Origin of the sequence: Leptothoe sp. LEGE 181152 (assembly GCF_032906605.1) — a bacterium.
Lineage (GTDB): Bacteria > Cyanobacteriota > Cyanobacteriia > Phormidesmidales > Phormidesmidaceae > Leptothoe > Leptothoe turfae.
The window spans coordinates 105,663-124,296 of sequence record NZ_JASATU010000017.1; the positions used below are offsets into that span (position 1 = coordinate 105,663).

The 18,634-nt window shown below is 45.4% G+C and carries 16 protein-coding genes; 9 read left to right on the plus strand and 7 right to left on the minus strand.

All coding sequences use genetic code 11. The features are described from left to right. Nucleotides 1–75: 75 nt before the first annotated feature. Nucleotides 76–1,683, minus strand: coding sequence for a ribosomal protection-like ABC-F family protein (gene abc-f, locus QGP82_RS08775; protein ID WP_499058453.1), 1,608 nt, complete (start codon nt 1,681–1,683; stop codon nt 76–78). Between the two features lie 289 nt (nt 1,684–1,972). Continuing rightward, nucleotides 1,973–4,315 (minus strand): ATP-binding protein, encoded by a 2,343-nt coding sequence (locus QGP82_RS08780; RefSeq protein WP_499058455.1) that lies wholly within the window; start codon nt 4,313–4,315, stop codon nt 1,973–1,975. 249 nt (nt 4,316–4,564) lie between these two features. Here QGP82_RS08780 and QGP82_RS08785 point away from each other — a divergent pair, with 249 nt between their 5' ends. Continuing rightward, nucleotides 4,565–5,023, plus strand: coding sequence for a carboxymuconolactone decarboxylase family protein (locus QGP82_RS08785; RefSeq protein WP_499058457.1), 459 nt, complete (start codon nt 4,565–4,567; stop codon nt 5,021–5,023). 12 nt (nt 5,024–5,035) lie between these two features. Beyond that, nucleotides 5,036–5,977 (plus strand): RNA polymerase sigma-70 factor, encoded by a 942-nt coding sequence (locus QGP82_RS08790; RefSeq protein ID WP_163664189.1) that lies wholly within the window; start codon nt 5,036–5,038, stop codon nt 5,975–5,977. A 120-nt stretch (nt 5,978–6,097) separates the two neighbouring features. Here QGP82_RS08790 and QGP82_RS08795 read toward each other — a convergent pair whose 3' ends face one another. After that, on the minus strand, nt 6,098–6,886 hold the full coding sequence (locus tag QGP82_RS08795) for an inositol monophosphatase family protein (protein ID WP_163698544.1): 789 nt from the start codon (nt 6,884–6,886) through the stop codon (nt 6,098–6,100). 517 nt (nt 6,887–7,403) lie between these two features. Here QGP82_RS08795 and sir point away from each other — a divergent pair. After that, complete coding sequence (sir, locus tag QGP82_RS08800; protein ID WP_499058459.1) at nt 7,404–9,155, plus strand: sulfite reductase, ferredoxin dependent; 1,752 nt, start codon at nt 7,404–7,406, stop codon at nt 9,153–9,155. 25 nt (nt 9,156–9,180) lie between these two features. Here the strand turns inward: sir and QGP82_RS08805 are convergent, their stop codons facing one another. After that, the gene (locus QGP82_RS08805; RefSeq protein WP_499058462.1) at nt 9,181–10,599 is read right to left on the minus strand and encodes a LuxR C-terminal-related transcriptional regulator; all 1,419 of its coding nucleotides are present in this window, start codon (nt 10,597–10,599) and stop codon (nt 9,181–9,183) included. A gap of 149 nt (nt 10,600–10,748) precedes the next feature. Here QGP82_RS08805 and QGP82_RS08810 point away from each other — a divergent pair, with 149 nt between their 5' ends. After that, nucleotides 10,749–11,699, plus strand: a complete 951-nt coding sequence (locus tag QGP82_RS08810) for a bifunctional helix-turn-helix transcriptional regulator/GNAT family N-acetyltransferase (protein ID WP_499058464.1) — start codon at nt 10,749–10,751, stop codon at nt 11,697–11,699. 433 nt (nt 11,700–12,132) lie between these two features. Next, nucleotides 12,133–12,378, plus strand: a complete 246-nt coding sequence (locus QGP82_RS08815) for a hypothetical protein (protein WP_163664179.1) — start codon at nt 12,133–12,135, stop codon at nt 12,376–12,378. Between the two features lie 380 nt (nt 12,379–12,758). On the opposite strand, the gene QGP82_RS08820 is transcribed toward QGP82_RS08815, so the two are convergent. The 3 genes from QGP82_RS08820 to QGP82_RS08830 all read right to left on the minus strand — a co-directional run bounded on the left by QGP82_RS08820 (nt 12,759) and on the right by QGP82_RS08830 (nt 15,753). After that, nucleotides 12,759–14,441 carry an ATP-binding protein gene (locus QGP82_RS08820; protein ID WP_499058465.1) on the minus strand — a complete coding sequence of 561 codons (1,683 nt, stop codon included), beginning with the start codon at nt 14,439–14,441 and terminating at the stop codon, nt 12,759–12,761. A gap of 178 nt (nt 14,442–14,619) precedes the next feature. Beyond that, nucleotides 14,620–14,835 carry a hypothetical protein gene (locus tag QGP82_RS08825; protein ID WP_006514079.1) on the minus strand — a complete coding sequence of 72 codons (216 nt, stop codon included), beginning with the start codon at nt 14,833–14,835 and terminating at the stop codon, nt 14,620–14,622. A 438-nt stretch (nt 14,836–15,273) separates the two neighbouring features. Beyond that, nucleotides 15,274–15,753 carry a host attachment protein gene (locus QGP82_RS08830; RefSeq protein ID WP_163664175.1) on the minus strand — a complete coding sequence of 160 codons (480 nt, stop codon included), beginning with the start codon at nt 15,751–15,753 and terminating at the stop codon, nt 15,274–15,276. 300 nt (nt 15,754–16,053) lie between these two features. On the opposite strand from QGP82_RS08830, the gene QGP82_RS08835 reads away from it, so the two are divergent. From QGP82_RS08835 to QGP82_RS08850, 4 genes are all read left to right on the plus strand, one after another. Beyond that, entirely contained in the window at nt 16,054–16,290 is a 237-nt protein-coding gene (locus tag QGP82_RS08835) for an SH3 domain-containing protein (RefSeq protein ID WP_163664173.1), read from the plus strand. Between the two features lie 105 nt (nt 16,291–16,395). Then, nucleotides 16,396–16,788: a hypothetical protein gene (locus tag QGP82_RS08840; protein ID WP_163664171.1), complete on the plus strand. Its 393-nt coding sequence runs from the start codon at nt 16,396–16,398 to the stop codon at nt 16,786–16,788. Nucleotides 16,789–17,026: 238 nt separating this feature from the next. After that, nucleotides 17,027–17,707 carry a hypothetical protein gene (locus QGP82_RS08845; protein WP_006514074.1) on the plus strand — a complete coding sequence of 227 codons (681 nt, stop codon included), beginning with the start codon at nt 17,027–17,029 and terminating at the stop codon, nt 17,705–17,707. 40 nt (nt 17,708–17,747) lie between these two features. Continuing rightward, nucleotides 17,748–18,452 carry a hypothetical protein gene (locus QGP82_RS08850; RefSeq protein WP_499058468.1) on the plus strand — a complete coding sequence of 235 codons (705 nt, stop codon included), beginning with the start codon at nt 17,748–17,750 and terminating at the stop codon, nt 18,450–18,452. Nucleotides 18,453–18,634: the final 182 nt, after the last annotated feature.

Here is an 18,634-nt window from a genome sequence, read left to right on the forward strand (position 1 = left end):
GATGGTTATTTAAGGAACTGGCAAAGCTGGAAACCTCTCCTACTCAAAAAAACAAGCCTTGACAGGCTACCGGTTTTATGTAGTTAAGCTACTGCGGTAATGGGCTTTTTCCTTGGGAAGATATGCGGTTTGTTGTAAGGTCCTGGCTTTGAGTTGAAAAGAGCGGTTGATACGAATGCGGCTTAAAAAGTCTAAATCATGGGAGATCACCCAAAGGGCACTGTGGTAATTATTGAGGGCCGTTACCATCTGATCGACGGTAGTTATGTCTAAGTTGTTAGTGGGTTCATCTAGAATCAGCAGGTCAAGTTCTGAAATTGTCAGCATTGCGATCGCAAGCCTCGCCAATTCCCCGCCACTTAGCACTGAGGCCATCTTATGGGCATCATCATTAAAAAATAGAAAATGCCCCAGCTGTTGTCGCAGCAGCTGATAGGTCAGTGTGGGATTGGCCCGTTGCATATTTTGCAAAACGGTTTGAGTGCGATCAACTAGATCGTAGGTTTGGTCTAAATAGACTGTGCGCATATTGGCTAAATGAATATTGCCGCCTTGCAAATGGGCTGGGGTGTCTCTGACATTTAGGATGGCTTTGATGAGGCTGGATTTCCCTGAACCGTTGGGGCCAGCAATGGCAATGCGATCGCAACTGCTGACCTGTAGCTCAATCGCTTGGAGTAATAATTGCTCTCCGACCCAAAGATCAGCTTTCTGGATATCAATTAGATTCCTATGTTTATGGCCATTTTCCTCTAGCTGAATACTCGTTGTCTTATGGGTTTTAATTTTGGTGGTGGCTACTTTTTGAGTCGCTACAGTGACTGCCTTGTCATGTTTCTCTTTCAGTTTGCCTGCAGCCACTTCAGCCTTACGCTTTAAGTTGCCAGCAACAATGCGAGGCATGTTGCCATTGAGGGCTTGTCGCCGCCCATTGCGATGAGACTGACTAGCCCGTTTTTGCTCCCTGATGGCAGTGGCCTTAGCCCGTTTTAGTTCCTTCCGTGCCGTCTCATGGCTCCTGATCTTGGCTGTTTCTTCCAGCTGTTTTTGTTCTCGATAGTACGAAAAGTTCCCTCCGTAAACGTGCAGACCTGTCGCCGTTAGCTCCCATGTGGTTTTAGCTACTTGGTCTAGAAATGATGGTTTGTGGGAGACAACGACAAATGCCCCTTGATACTGGTCAAGGACCCGAACCAGCTCTTCTAAGGCCAGGTAATCGAGATGATTAGTGGGTTCATCTAGCAAGAGTAGATCGGGCGATTGGGCCAGACCCATGGCTAAAAATAGCTTGGTGAGTTCTCCGCCGCTCAGACTTTGCATAGATAGAGATAAATCCAGATTTGTGCTGAAAGCAGTTGCCAGTAGCTGTTCAATTTCCCACCATTCATCAGAAATGGTATTGAGAAAGTCAAAAACAGACTCTGATCGCAGTGACGCTCTAATTGTGTTGAGCTGTGGCAGATAGTAGATGGCACCATGGGTACTCACGGTGCCTTGAGTAGGCCGAAGTTGACCCCCTAAAATCCTCAGCAGGGTTGATTTTCCGATACCATTAGGACCGACTAGAGCAATGCGATCGCCCAGCGTGATGCTCAGAGAAATCCCTTGAAACAATGTTCGTGTGGATTCTATTGCGTAGCCTAAGCTCTCCGCAATGACATAGGGCCTTTGAGGGTTAGACATCCCTTAGCTCCTTGCTAATGCATTACTGAATCTTTGTAAAAGACTGAATCTTTGTAAAAGACTGAATTTTGAAAAGACTGATATCGAGGCAAAACTGATACTGAACTTGCCTCAGCCAGTGATGTAGCCAGACGTATATCGATTGCTGCCGGTGAAGAGAACCGGCATGGCACGCTTACAAAGCTAATGTCTTGGCTTGTTTCACTTAAGAATACTACTTCATTAATCTAGAGCTAGAGCCTAACGGAGTTTTTACTAGGATAGCGCACCCGTAACGAAAATGTCCAAGTTATGAATTTCTATTGCTTAGAAGTTGTTGTATAAGCTGGTCCAGCTGTTTGAGTTTAACCGGCTTACTGAGATACTCATTGGCCCCAGCCTCAAGGCAGCGATCGCGATCGCCCTCCATGGCCAATGCCGTTAGGGCAATGATGGGAATATGGGCAAGGGCCGGATCACGGCGAATATGGCGTATTGCCTCTAGACCATCCATCTGTGGCATTTGAATATCCATGATGATGACGTCAGGCTGTTGGGATTTACTCAGGCTAATGGCCTCTTCACCGTTCCTGGCAATGATTAAATGGTAGCCTTTGGCCTGGAGATAATTGGAGAGTGTTATAACATTGGCCTCATTATCCTCTGTCAGTAAAACAATGGGACCACGCTCGTTTACCTGAGTAGGTTGTTCGATGCCAGTATATATACTGGCATCAGTCGTGTTTGCGATTTGAGTTTCGTTAGCACAAGGCAGGGTGATGCTAAAGCAGCTGCCATTGTCGACTTGGCTCGTGACCTTGACTTCGCCACCGTGCAGCTTAACAATCCGCTTGACTAAGGAAAGCCCTAAGCCGGTGCCATTGTATTGGCGATTGAGGGCACTGTCGATTTGAATAAATGGTTGAAATAGTTTTGGAATATTTTCAGGAATAATGCCAATACCGGTGTCAATAACGGAAATTTTTAAGCTGTTGGCCACTTTATAGCTGTCTTGTGTCGATATAGGTAAGGGTGGACCTGACTTAACCATTAATGTGATACACCCACCATCAGGAGTAAACTTAACTGCGTTATCGAGCAAGTTAATCAAAACCTGGCGAATCCGTCGTTCGTCAATAAACAACAGGGGAGACTTATGCGGTAGTTCGGTTTTGAGATGGATCTGTTTTCTCAAAGCTCGCTCTTTAATAAAAGCAAGGCTAGAGTTGCAGAGAGGGGCAATGGCAGTGGGATGACAATCTAGAGCGACATGGCCAGATTCAATTTTGGATAGGTCAAGAATGTCGTTAATCAGTTCTAGGAGATGTTTACCACTGCTCTCGATAGTGCCCAGGGCCTTATGTTGTTTCTCATTGATAGAGCCAAACACTTGCTCCTGCAACCCATCTGCCATACCTAAGATGGCATTAAGAGGTGTGCGTAACTCATGGCTCATGTTAGCTAAAAATTCAGTCTTGGTGCGGTTAGCCTGGTGGGCCGCGTCCTCAGCTTCTTTGTAGTGGGTAATATCTTGGAAAATGCCAATGACCCCCATGACTTCCCCGTCTAAATTCTGAAGGGGGATTTTATTGGTTTCTAACCAGCCCTGTTTACCCTTGCCGTTAGACATCGGTTCGATAATGCCAAACTCAGGTTCCTTAGACTCTCTGATTCTGCGATCGCACTCAATGTAAAAACCGGCTTCTTCCTTGGCCCAAGGCATATCATAGTCAGTCTTTCCGATGATTTCCCCAGGCTCTAGACCAGCTACCTCAGCAAAACTTTGATTGCATCCTAGATAGATATTTTCTCGATCTTTCCAAAAAATTGATTGGGGTAGGTTATTGATCACCAAATAGAGCAAATTTTGAGACTCAGAGAGTTCTTTAGTGCGCTCTTTTACTGTGTGCTCTAGATTTTGAGAGTAATTTTGTAATTCCTTAAAGGCTGCCTGTAGTTGGAGAATTCCGTGGTTGGAATGTAAGTTGGGCTGAACCACTAATGACCGCGCTAACCACCCCAGTAAAGGTAGGGCAATCAACCACATAACGCCCAAAATGCCCCCTGCAATGATAAAAACACGCACCGTGTTTTGACCGACAGACGTTGCATCCATTTCAATTACCAGGATGCTATCAGAACGCCTTAGCTGACTTTGAATTGGGGCATATCCATGTAAAACGGCTATGCCTTCTCGATTGGTACGGATAGTTGTTTCAGTAATCGGTGCTTGAATCTTAGTCTGCTGTTGTAAAAGATGGGGTAAGTCAGAACACACATCTCCGACTAGGGTCGGAGACTGGGGAAGACGATTTCCCCCAGGACGATAGTCTGAGGTAACGCTGTAGTGGCCATTGCGAAGTTGCACGATGTAAAGACGAACAATCCTGGGCTCCGAGGCTTGAATATCTTGCAATATTTTCTGATTAACAATAGGGTCAGAGTCAGTATCTTTAGGCTGATCATTGACAGATTGATAAGCACTATCAATCTGTAGGGCAGCTAAGCTAACGGTTCCCAGTAACCGATCTTGTAATTCTGCCCGTTGAGATCGCTGTAGCTGCCAATAAATTCCTACAGATAAAGCACCTGCCATCAAAGCAAGCAGACCGGAATAAGCAACGACAAGCTTGGTACTGAGATTCCAACGCATTCTCTTCCCCTACTCCTTTGCCTAAGGATCTAGCCCAAGCTAGTTTGAATAACCTCAGCCTAGCCAATTTTCACAGTAAAGGGGGCATAATTCACACTATTAACGGCAAATGGATAAGTAAAGTTACCACAGGCCTAAAATTTGTCGGTATTCCCATCCAAAACTTCCCAGCAGATTATAGAGTACCTGTCACATTTCTAGTTCCCATCTCGTCTTCTCTAATGAAGACCTTTGATAGGAATATTCCCCATGACGACACGATTTGAATTTCAAAAAGTGGCCCCCGCTGCCTTCCGAGCCATGATGGAAGTAGAAAACTATGTTCGCAAAAGTGGCCTGGACAACTCCCTGGTGGAATTGGTGAAAACCCGAGCATCCCAAATTAACGGCTGTGCTTTCTGCATTGATATGCACACTAAAGATGCCAGACATGCGGGTGAGACAGAGCAGCGACTCTATGCCCTCAGTGCATGGCAAGAAACGCCCTTTTTTACACCTCAAGAACGCGCGGCCTTGGCCCTGACCGAAGCCGTCACCTTGATTGGAGAAAATGGTGTGACTGATGCAGTATATGAAGAGGTAAACCGCCACTTTACACCTGAGCAAATCGCCAACCTGCTGATGGCGATTGTTGCAATCAATGCTTGGAATCGCCTTAGCATTACAACCCAGATTTTACCCGGCAGCTATCAAGTTCAAGCAGCATAGGATAAGGTGACCATGATTACCGTAGCCAAAAACGACCCCATCGATCGACTTGACGTGTTTAATCAATATCGTTCGCTTTTGTTTGCGATCGCATATCGCATGCTTGGCAGCGTCACGGATGCCGAAGACATGGTGCAAGACACCTTTCTCCGATGGCAACAGGCATCTGAGCAATCCATCAAATCGACCCAAGCCTATCTGACTACAATCATTACTCGCTTGTGTATTGACCGGCTACGCTCTGCCCGTGTCCAGCGAGAACATTATATCGGGTCGTGGCTGCCTGAACCGATCGTCACTGAATCCACTACCAACTCAGCTACTGACCCCATGACAGTGGCTGAGTTGGCAGACTCTCTAACCATGGCCTTTTTGGTTTTACTAGAGCGACTATCACCATTGGAGCGGGCTGTTTTTTTGCTACGGGAAGCCTTTGGCTATGATTACAACGAGATTGGCCAGATTGTCGAGAAAAAAGCAGCCACTTGTCGTCAAATTTTTCGACGGGCACGTCAGCACCTGGCTGATCAGCGGCCACGCTTCCAGACCTCGCTTCAGCAGCAAGAACAGCTCACCTATAAATTTATGCAGGCCTCTCAGCAGGGTGACGTCCAGGGACTACTCGACCTACTGGCTAAAGACATTACGCTTTGGTCCGATGGTGGTGGTCAGGTTGTGGCTTGTCTGAAGCCGCTGCACGGTGCAGCTAAGGTGGCCGGATTCCTACGGGCAATCTACCGTCGGGCTCAAAAACTTGGCTGGGAATATGAGGTTGAGCTGGCTCAGATCAATGGCCAACCTGGCCTGGTTTACACCCGTGACAACACTATCGAAACTGTTGTGGCCATTGAGATTGTTGATAATCGCATTCAGTCTCTTTATTTTATGAGAAACCCGGACAAGCTAAAACAGAGTTTTTCAAAAGCCATTGCTGAGATGGTGAGCCTGCGGTAAAAACACGATTAAGTGGAGAACACCCTACTATTCAACCCTCATGTGAGAACTGATGAGAAATGAGAACACCAATAGTCTGGAGGCGTAATAGGGCGTATCTTTCTGCATGGGACTGTCCTTTTAGGTCTTTAAATAACGCTGATATATCTCCTGGGCAACATGTTTGTTAGCACTGGCGACATATCGAAAGTTGTAGGTGCGAAGTTTTTGCAGCCCCCCCAATGTCTGAAATACATCTGAGCACTCGGTAAAGTCTTGCCCGGTGGCATCAATCAGGGCTCCACCTTTCTGCTTAAGAAATGCGATCGCACCACAGACATCCCAAAAAGAGCCCTTACCCATCAAGGCAAAGTCTAACCGTGGGCGTTGACGATGGCGAGAATCACAGCACCACATCAACGTAGGCACAGCCGCCCCTAACTGTCGACGTTTGAGCGTTAATCCATGCAAGGGTTGATTTTCAAACGTGCTGTCGATACCGTAGAACTCAGCTGAAGCTAAGGTCTTTAACGGTTTCATAATCGGCACACTGTCCTGGCTAAAAAAGAGTTCCCTTGTAAATGGCAATGAGATAATTCCACTGCTGATGGCACCATCTTTCACAAAGCCAATGGAAATGGCCCATAGAGGAATGCCTGCCTTAAAGTTGGCGGTACCATCTAGGGGATCTACCAAAAACCAGGTGCCATCTTGGGATGGTTTATCCTGTCCGATTTCTTCAGCCACGATACCAGAGGCGGGAAAGTCTTTTTCAATGGCTGCTAAGAGGATGCGTTGCGATCTCATATCCACGTCAGAAACAATGTCAAACTTGTCTGTTTTAGTCTTAAAGACAATGTTTTCATCCATAAACATCTGTTTCTGATACTGGGCCACTTCTGAAACGGTTGGTATCAGGCTTTCAATCATAAATCAGGCTAATGCTCTATGGTTAATGTTTACTGTCGGTGCCTCTGTCTAAGCCTCCTCTATCTAAGCCTCCTCTATCCAAACATCCTCTATCTAAGCCTCCTTCTATGGAGGTGCTGTCAAGATGATTGTACGGCACCTATGGGTATTTGACGATCATAGTCATTAAAGTCAACCTGGGTCACCTGGCATTAACAACAAATATTTGCCCTGGCGAAATCCATAGGTATAAACCGTCACTGGCTGAAAATTACCCATAATTCAGGGGTGAAACCCTGGCAAAATTAATAGTAACCCTGTTGTATATGGCCGCTGTTTGCTTAAGCTCGATTACTTGACGTCCTGGTCTGCATAGACTGTGGACAATATTGAAATTCACAACCAGTCTCGCTTTAAAACCGTTCTCAATACTCCTAAAATATAGGGTTACGGTGCCTACTTCAGTACGCTTAAGCTGTAACAGAATTCGGTTTGGATATGACCATATCTGAACTATTGTTTCTCGGTCTAGAAGAAGATGGGCGCTCAAAAATCCTCTAAAGGAACCTCTCAGAGAAAACTCTCGAAAATAGAAAAGATAAAGGCAAATAGTAATTTTTTGCGCGAACCCTTAGCAACAGAATTATTACAAGATACGAACCATTTTAGTGAAGCTGCCCAGCAAATTCTCAAGTTTCATGGTTCTTATCAACAGGATAACCGTGATAACCGAGTCAAAGGGCAAGGAAAAGACTATCAACTGATGCTGCGCACACGAACGCCCGGTGGAATTGTGCCCCCGCAGCTCTATTTAACGTTAGATCATTTATCAGAGAGTTACGGTAATCAAACCCTGAGAGCAACAAGCCGTCAAGCCTTTCAAATGCATGGGGTACTCAAGCAAGACTTGAAAACTGTCATTGCTGATATTATCAACAATATGGGCTCAACCCTGGGGGCATGTGGTGATCTGAATCGCAATGTGATGGCCCCTCCCGCTCCGTTTACACAGCGCTCAGACTATCAATATGCTTGGGAATATGCCAATAATGTGGCTAATTTATTCACGCCACAAACAGGGGCATACTATGAGATTTGGCTAGATGGCGACAAGGCAATCAGCGCTGAAGAAGATCTCAACCCAAATGCAGCTCGACAACAAGTTTTAAATAATAACGGCAGCTCTAACATCACTGAACCTTTCTACGGTCCTCACTATTTACCCAGAAAGTTTAAGTGCTGCGTGACCGTACCAGGGGATAACTCTGTTGATGTGTATACCCACGATATTAGTCTAGTTGTCATAACTGATCAAAATGGTGAGCTGGAGGGATTTAATGTCCTAACCGGTGGAGGCATGGGGCGTACCCATAATAAAGAAGAAACGTTTGCTCGTCTGTCTGATCCCCTGGGCTATGTCCATAAGGATGACATTTACTCCTTACTTAGAGCCATTGGTGCACTACAACGAGACTATGGCGATCGCACGAATCGGCTCCATGCCAGAATGAAATACCTGATCCACGATTGGGGCATCGATACGTTTAAGACTAAGGTCGAAGGCTATTTTGGCAAACCTTTACAACCATTTAAGGACCTTCCTCCCTGGCAATACCAAGACTTTCTTGGCTGGCACGAGCAAGGAAATGGCAATCTATTTCTCGGCCTCTTAGTTGAGAATGGACGGATTCAAGATCAGGGTAGCCTGAGGTTAAAAACGGCTTTGCGGGAAATTGTAGGACAGTTTAACGTCCCCTTGCGGTTGACCCCTCACCATAATGTTCTCCTCTGCGATATTCAGCGATCTCAGCGCCATGTCATTGAAACAATTTTAGAAAAACACGGTTTGACTAGTCATCCAGATCAACTCAATGGCCTGATTCGCTATGGTATGGCGTGTCCAGCATTCCCCACCTGTGGTTTAGCCATCACTGAATCAGAACGAGTATTTCCAGCGATTTTGCAGCGAATTAATCAATTACTAGAAACGCTAGATCTGGCAGATGAACCCCTGATCATTCGTATGACAGGCTGTCCCAATGGCTGTGTCCGTCCCTATTTAGCGGAATTAGGTCTAGTGGGCAAGGGACCTGGCAGCTATCAGGTTTGGCTAGGCGGAACTCCTGATGGAACAGCATTAGCCCAACCCTATGGCCCAAGCCTACAGATTGAAAACTTAGAAACTTTTTTAGAACCGATATTTCGTTATTTTCAAGCCAATCGCAAACCCGGTGAACGCTTTGGGCCCTTTTGCAATCGTATTGGGCTGGATAGGTTGCAGGCTGTTTAAGGAGAAAAGAGATGACTGACGGCTCTCACAAATTAAGTCCATGGGTATTTATTAACTGATACAGTGCCTGCAATCGGGTTTTGGCTTTGACTTTAGCTAAGATATTGTTGATATGAAACTTGACGGTACTGTCGCTAATGTGGAGCTGCTCTGCAATGTCGCGATCTCGAAATCCCTGGGTCAGTAATCCAATCACCTCTTGTTCTCGATTGGAAAGCCGCAGTTGTGGTTGACTACCCTTGTTGCCAAGACCCCATTCCTCTCCTTTTATGACTGCTTCTACAGCAACTCGTAGTTGGTTGGCTGTGGTGGAAAGTGTGACTTGGGCATTGACCCCATCCGGTCTGATGTTGGCATTGTGATGAAGCCAAATGATGCGATCGCAACTACCGACTAAATCAACCTGATCCGTTAACAAAGGAATATGACGTTCCTGAGTCATCTGTACTGTGATCCCGGCCAAATGTGCCAGTTGAGTAAAGCCGGTTTGCAAAAGTGGTAAGCGACATTGAATGTTCAGTGATACTTCTGGAATACTTGCTACCGCTGGAAATGCCAGGGATATGTGCAGAGCATTAATGCCAGATTCGGCATTGATCTTAAGGATGCCACCAAAATAGGTAGCAATTGAGGTTAAATTCCCAAATACTAAAGCTTCCCAAGCTTCTTGTTCCTGGTACATCAAAGATGTGGTTGTCACTATTGCCTCTAAGGCTACCGACTTGATGTCATAGGTTAAACGACAGTAGGTACAATCGAGGGTTTTAAGAATTTCAGCAACCTTTAGGAATAGTTGAGTTTGGGACAAATCGAGGGCGCGCTCTGTTCCTAAAACTGTCAACTTTATCGGTCCCAGTGTCTGCGCAAGGCTATCAGAGAGTGAAAACTCGGCAAGGGGATTTACTGGAAGAGTTACAGAGGAAGGGTGAGTTTCTTTTTGATGTAGTGAGGCCATCTCTAACGCCACCGTTAATGTGGTACAAAACCCCAACAAAACTTCTAAAAATTCTGCCCCCATGGGATGATGGCCAAAGACGGCCAATACGCCAATCACCTTGTCAGCATTGGCTAAAGGATAGCCAGCAAAGCTAGTAATAGCATTAGCGATCGCCCATTCAGGATATCGAATCCAGGATTCCTCGGCTAAGTGGTTGCTCAAGAGAGCGACACGATTTTGCGCAATTTTGCCAATTTTTAATTCCCCCATGGGGATACGGCTAAACGAACCGTCTGTGCGCGTATACAGCCCCGAGGATGCCACCAGTCGCAACAGTTTACGATCGGGCTCAACCAACCAAATTCGCGCAAAGGCACAGTTAAACTGCTCTATTAAACCCTCTGTGGCTACGCGGGCAATGTCCTCTTGATCAAGGGAACTAGAAAATCCCTGAGCAATTTGAGTGGCCCGTTGTAAGTCCCAGACTAACCGTGCATCGTCCAGCATATCAGCATTTTCCTTGATGCTACATCCCGGTGAATAGCCATTTTCCCATAAGCAATAGATTACAAAACCTTAACTGGAAATTTGTAAGTCGATATCAGAAAATGGCTCTACATTATTATGTAATCAATTACGTAATTACCTTCGAGGTTATGAATTTTTATCAGCAGGTGGGCAAAATGGCCTTGGGAAGTCGTCTCCGCCGCTTAGGGGAAAAGCTGCTGGAGGATGCTACCGAAGTCTATGCTCTATACGATGTGGATCTTGATCCCAAATGGTTTCCTGTTTTTTATGTGCTTTCCCATCAGCCAGGTGCTTCCATTACGGAGATCGCTCAAACCATTGGTCATTCTCACCCATCAGTGAGCCAGATTGTCAAAGAAATGAAGAAAAAAGAGTTAGTGATTACCGATAAAAGCCAAAAAGACGCCAGGGTAACTATTGTTCGCTTATCTGAAACAGGCAGGCAGTTAATCCCCAAGATAGATAAGCAATATAGTGATGTTGCTCAGGCCGTTGAATCTTTACTTTCAGAAACCCAATTCAATCTCTGGAAAGCCTTGGAAGAGGTTGAATTTTTGCTAGATGAAAAGAACTTTCTTGTGCGTGTGCGAGATGCCCGTAAGCTACGTGAGCAGCAGCAAATTGAGATTATTGACTACAGGCCAGAGTTTCACGACGACTTTAAGCAGCTAAACTACACCTGGATTGAGTATTACTTTACCGTCGAAGAGTCAGATCGCCAGTATCTAGAACATCCTGATCAAAAAATATTGGCACCAGGGGGGCACATTTACATGGCTCGATATGAGAACAAAATTGTCGGTACCTGCTCTCTGGTAAAAATAGATGATACTCGCTACGAGCTGTCTAAAATGGCTGTTGCAGCAGATATGCAAGGTAGAGGTATTGGTTGGTCATTAGGTCAAGCGGCCATCCGTAAAGGTCATGAATTAGGTGCGAAAACGCTTTATATAGAAAGCAATACCACATTAAAACCAGCCATTAGCCTTTATCAGAAACTGGGATTTCAAAAGATTGTTGGTCCAGCGTCTCCCTATGAGCGTTGCAATATTCAACTAGAGCTGTCGTTAGAGCCCTAACCATTGATAGCGTGGCGCATAGTGACAAGTATCATACAGCTTAAAGAAATAAGTCATTGTGCAATCTAATGTTTGCTGCTATTCCGTTTGACAATTTGGTAGCAGGCTCTTTGATACAGACCTAATTTGTGCTGTCTGCGACACTGGTTGGTGTTCTAAGTAGTGAAATGCTAAACGGCGTGTTAAGAGTCACGTTTTGTTAATATTTATCCTTTGCAAATAAAGCTCAAAGTCAATCCACAAGCTTTTTACGCTGTCATTGATAAAAATTAATCTGAATAAACTGTTGATGAAAACTGAATAAACATGAACTTTTCCGGATTGTTTATGTCAAGGATGACTGCAACAGTGAATTTGTTGCACTGTGCAGATAGATTAAACCATCATGAGTTCTAAGTTTTGTCCAAAGTTTACGATAGCTACTGCTTATCCTATGATGTTTTCCTCGGGTGATCTAAAGCACATTGAGTCTGAAATGCTCCAGGTTATTTTTTCTGAGTCAAACTCTGCTTCTAGGAATTTATCTGAGCCGTCGAGTAATTATTTCTTTGACACCATTGAGACTCCAACTGAATTATATCGTTGGGTCCAAAATACTGAGTCTCAACGGTTGCATCAATTAAGACAGCTAGAGCGGCTTTGGCAAATCGAGCCAGAAGATTTCTCTAAAAGAGGATAAAACAATCCAGGGAAGACTTAGTTGGTAGTATTTGTTTCAATGTTTCGTAGCTCACAAGTTTGCTACAGTTTGCTACATATAGTTCCTGGCTTAGCTTATTTATATAAATGCGTCTAAATCGTCCAACTAATGGATTCCTATTGGTTAGAACGAGGTTATTAAAGACAGTGCAGTTCTGAGTTAGTTTGATGATGGTTAAAGGGTGCGATCGCACAACCGTCTGATCAGTGTCTGTCTACACTGGGCCCAAACATCATCATTATCAGAGTAGAGAGTAGCTTCGCTTTGTAGTAGATTCGGCTAGATTGAGCATTTTTATCAGTAGCGATGGGCGATAACTATGCTTGTAACCTGTAGCTTTAAAGGACCCTTATCAAGAGTTAATTAGTTTCAGCCATCCTAAACACCACCGATATCACCGTCCCTGTTGCCGCCGTCGACTCAATCGTAAAATACCCCCCATGGGCCTCCACAATCCGTTTTACAATCGCTAAACCCAATCCTGTACCTGTAGATTTTGTCGTAAAAAATGGCTTGGTCAACTTGGGCAACACATCTGGCGGAATTAGCTCGCCGCCATTGTGAATACGTAAACACACCTGACCGGGCTCTGTCTCCAAATAGCAAGTCACCGCACTGCCTGGCTCAATTGCTTCACAAGCATTACTCACCAAGTTGATCAACACCTGTTTCAACTTGTCTGCATCCCCCTGGATGATTACCTGTTGGTCAGTGGTTTTTAACACCATCGATCGACCTGTTGCAATGGGTTGAACCCTGAGGGTGTCTAACACCTCAGTCGTTAACTCAGTTAGATTGACATGGGTAGTTTGCAATTTTTGTGGTTTGGCATAGAGTAAAATCTCGTTTAACAGGGACTCTAAACGCTCAGCTTCTGCAGCGGCCAGGTTCAGACGCATTGCATTTCTCTCGGAGAGATCAGCGTTACGCAGGGCACCTAACCCCATCTTGACCGTGGTGAGGGGATTACGCACCTCATGAACAATCATAGAGGCCAATTCCCCCACTTCTGCCAACGCCGCCAGGGCCTGTTCGGCACGTTTGCGATCGCGAATATCCCTGACAATCGCCACCACACATATCCGCTCGGCATACTCTATCGTCGAGGCAGAAATTTCTGCGGGTACGGTGATACCAGATTTGGTCAGACAAGTGAGCTGATCCGTCCAGCCTTGACCTGTTTGCAACACCGATTCGGCAAAGGCCAAAAATTGTGGCATCTCTTGGGGATGAATACTGGAAATGTGAACACTCTCCAGTAGTTCTTGGTGGCTGTAACCAAGTAGTTGCGTGGCTTGAGGGTTCGCTTCCAAAACGCGATCGCTAGTGGGATCAATGACAAAAATAGCGTCGTTTGAAGCATCGAAAATTCGGCGTAAGTGCTCTTCACTGTCTTTAAGCTGAGCATTCAGCTCTGTCAGTTCCGCCGTACGCTGGAGCACCCGTTGCTCTAATTCAGCATTGATTGTCATCAGTTTAGACTGGGCTGCACGCAGCTCCTGGGTCCGTTTGATCACTTCTGCTTCTAGCGCTTCGTTAAATTTCTGTTGTTGTTGCCATAGTTGATGATTATCAATGGCCGTTGCCGCTCGCTCAGCAAAAAGCTCTGCCATACTGATGAGCTCGTTAGAAAACGGTCGTGGTTGTTGGCTAAAGCTACAAATTGTACCAATGGTCTTACCCGTCACCGTCCGCAGTGGGACGCCCAAATAGGCAGAATATCCCTCCGGTCCTTCACCATGGCTGCGATCGACAATAAAGTTTTCCACCGTCAGCGGACATCCCGTTTTCACCACTTTGTCCGTTAGGGTGCCATGCAACTCATACACGGCTTCTGGATCGTCGTTTAAGTCAAGGGTACTGGCCAGAATTCGTTCTGAATTATCCCAACAAAGGGTGACCACAGCCCAGTCTGTCCCTAAAATACTCTGAACTCCCTGGGCTAATTGATCTAGATAGTGGGTAAGATTGCGATCGCGATAGCTTAAATTTGTGAGTACATCAAGAGTTTGCTGAGCTAGAACATACTCGGATTGAGACATAGCAAATCAGTTACAGCCAGGGAGTTCAGGCAACTACGCCACTTATTTCAGAATACAACATCCTTTAAATGCCTAAAACAAAGCTGTGATCTTACTTAAAGCATCGATCACAGCTTTTGGTCTCAGACTTTAAATCACGGTTTTACAGAAAAATCAAACCTGCAATGTTTACGGGTAGCTACGATGCTGTTGCTGTTTCAGCATCCAAACTATCCAGTAAACCAGCCTCTAGTTTGTCCAGTAGACTACCAGCAGACTCAGATGTTTTATCAGTGACGGATGGGAGTTCTTCAGGAATTTCAAATCGACAGCTGCCACAGCGTAAAAAAGAGCCAGATTTACTAGCATGACGTAGTAATTGAACGCCACAGCAGGGACAGGATTCCATCAGCATAAAAAACCTCATTAACAACAGCTTTAAATCAACAATTTTCTGTCAGTAATATAGGCTACTGACAGAAAATTGAGGGGTATGCGTTGCGTGAATAGCTAGCTGATCGATGCCCAATAGCAACAACCAGCATTAGACGCTGTAGCAGACTGTATTTTTGGACAGCCTTAAAGGCGTCTATCATTCCTTCCATACCAAACAACGGGCGACATTCGTGACATGCTAAATACTCTAAGCATGGTTAAGCCCTGTAAAGGGATTTTGCACACATTGTCTTTACAATAACAAGTGTAACTATTTATTGCCATGTCGCTGGCAATAAAATGTGTCGCCTGTAACTGTCAAACCCTCATGGACAGTAGATCTTAAAAAGGATCATCCACAGGGAAAATAATGATTCAAATTGATCGAATACTTTAAAGACTTGGCATGGAGCTGTTTTTATTGACTAGCCATGCGTTTGGGACCAGGCAACATCTGTTTGCTGGTCAGATATTTGTGGAGTTCATGGGCATTTAAACGGCAGAGATCTTTGGATAACTCGTTAATGGTCATTGTTCCTGGCACATAGTTTTGAACAGACTCACGTAACGTTCCTAAAATATGAGGCTCTGCTACCAATACGAGGTCATAGCCAGAGAAGCTTTGGGCCATGCTGCCAATGTGCTGTAAAACCTTACTGGCAAAGCGGCGATTGGTTTCTGTAAACTGTGTTGTTTTTTCGTGGCGATTGCCGTGGTGTTTCCGCCCAATTAGATTGTTGCTAGGCCCTTTGGTGGTTATGGGCTTTTCGGCATTATTCAGGCTACTGTGCTCGGTTAAATGGGGGCCTGATTGTCCCTGATCAGAAAACTCAGTTCCGTTAAGGGTAAAAAAACGAGCTTGGGCACCATCTACAACCGCGACAAGATATGAGCGCATACGTAGTCCTAATTGTTTGTATTTGGAATCACATTGATTCTAACAGCGTAATCTTCTTGGCTTAACAGCCCTGCTCACACCTTTAACAGCGTGACTTATTTATTAATACTTTAGAAAAATATGTATCATTCGCTTAATTGTTGAAGCATAAATTTTTCTGGTTAGAATTAAATATAAAGAGCTGCTATGGAAACCTCGTGAAGGCTTTATTAGCAAATGACTACTAAATTAGGGACTCAACTCTCTCCAAGGTCTATTTCTCTGAAAAGACTGCGATGGAGCGGATTAATGCTGATACCAATGGCTTCTTTGATACTAGGAAGCCCTGGGCAAGCGCAGCAAGTACGGGTGATCCAAGCTCCAGCTCCTTACAATGCCTGTAATTTGCGCAGTCAAGGGGGCATTCAATACCGTGTGATTGGAACCTACAGAAATGGCAGGCAGGTGACATTGCTGGGGGAAGCAGGGCGCGGTTGGTACCGAGTTCAGATTGGAGAGCAGATTGGTTGGATGGCTCGGCAATGTCTTGGCCTCTAGGGCCAACAGCGGGGTATTGAGCTATGTATCTGACCAGAGTAAGTCCGTTCAATGGTGTTTATAATGTATGCTCGCGGTGATTAGGCGTTTAGATCGACTTGAGTCATGAATTTTGATACTTTTACTGAGTTTATTCAAAAAAGTTTTCGGGTTTCTCTAGGGGCAGCAGCGTCTGCAGTCGAGGCTATTCAAGATCCTCAGGCGTCTGCTAACAAATTTTCTGATATTGGTACAGATTTTAATCGGCTCACCGATGAGTTAGAAGTAAAAGGCGCGGTCACCGAGAAAGAAGCGCGTGAGTTTGTTGATAGCGTTAGTAGTAACTTTAACGATCAGTTCCCTAATCCCTTTGCCCCGTCTTCTGCTAGCAATGCTACTGTCAATACAGTGGCTAAGCCTGTGACAGACAGCGGTATTCAGGCTGAAATTAAGGCGTTGACTGAGCAATTATCGGCCATTCGTCAAGAAATTGAACAGCTCAAGGCTCAAGGGTCATAGGTGATAGCTCCAGTACGGAGTGCGGGCAATCACCGTGATTGGAGAGTAGGCCATTGAGATTGTTCAACGGATGGCATTCTCCCTGCTAAAGCCCGTTAATAAATTTGTTTGACAAAGCGTCAGCGTTGCTAACAATGCTGACGCTTTATTTTTAAACACCGGACCCGTTCGAAATTTTTAGTGAGTGCTTTGTAGCTTTGGCTGGGAGTATTTCTGACGTTATTCCGGTGAGCATCATATGAAGCATTTTGCTGTCTTGATTCAGTTATTGCGCGATCGCAATCAGTTTCTTGAGGATATTCGGCGTGATGTCAAACTGGAGCGTAAAATCTTTTCGTTGCTGGTCGTCAGCTGTATATTCTTTGGGGTGTATGGAGCCATCATTGGTTCATCCAGCAGCTGGCTACAGATGATGGCATCGGCGGTTAAACTACCCGCTTTGTACCTGATTACCTTAGCCATTTGTCTTCCCACACTTTATTTCTTTGATATTCTCTTTGGCTCTAAGTTAAATTTTCGCCAATATAGTGCCATGCTAATGACCACAGTGGCTGTGATTAGCGTGCTGCTGTTCAGCTTTGCCCCCGTGGTCTTATTCTTTTTGATTTCAATTCAAGGGTATAACTTCTTTTTGCTACTCAATGTGGCAGTGATGGGCCTAACCGGTGTGATTGGCGTGCGTCTGTTTTATCAGGGGATGCGCCAGGTGGTGGGCGAAGATGCAGCAGGTAGTCAGCTGCGCAACCGTTTATTGTTAGGTTGGCTAGGTTTGTATGCGTTGGTCGGTTCACAATTAGGATGGACGCTGCGTCCCTTTTTCGGTGCCCCTAATGAACCGTTTCAGATATTTCGACCCGAAATTGAGGGGAACTTCTACGCTCAGATTTTGACAAGTCTGGGGTCCCTATTAGGTCTGTAGAGACGTTCTGTGGAACGTTTCTACAGGATCGGAGACAGACATGAGCGACGTGAATCTGGATAGTTTGCGGATTACAAATCGTGATTTGGACGAGCTGACGGGGCTGGATATTAGCGATTTATCCATGGGGTGGGGGACCCGCTTGTCAGTCTTTCGGCGGCCACGGTTACGCTGGGCCTGGTTGATAAATCAAGGGCTGGTGCTGGCTGTGGCGCTGGTGCTCTGGTTGCCGGTGTGTTTAGTGCTGGGCCGCAATGTGGCCCAGCAGGCGGTGGTTGTGTTTATGGGTATTGGTGTGGTGGGTGCGATCGCCACTACCCTTGCCCATGGCAGTTATGGCATTTACAAAGGCCGGCAACTTAAGGTGCTCAGCCACCTACTGGATGAGGTGGATCGCTTTAACGAAATGATTAAGGCCGTTGAAATTTTAGAAGAATTACGTCAGGCCGATCGCACATCTAGACGTTTGGCATTAGATAATCCCGATGCTGTCAAAGAAGCATTACACCTTACCCGCGAGAGTCTAGTGTGCGGACTTACGAGCGATAAGATTATGCGCAAACACCAGCGATTTATAGCGCGTCGCCATGAACTATTTGCCAGCATTGAGACTAATCTCTCCAGCCTACAGTCCCTCCAGGCCTCAGAGATGGCTGGAGACTATGCTCAACTTCTCAACGAAGCCCTGCAGGTAGGAACCAGTGTCCATCAGGAACTCAGAAGGATAACGCCTGATAACGGCTAAATTCAGGTGTTGCTGATCGTCGCTATAGCCGTTAGAGCATTCCCTTATTGGGGACACTAGTCTAAGTCAAGGGCTAAATGTGAGGGAAATATTAAAGTCATTTTTACGGTAGTTTGCTACTCAAACCGATGCAGTTTAATAGATAATAGTACATATATTTCTGATGTCATTTAGTTGTAACG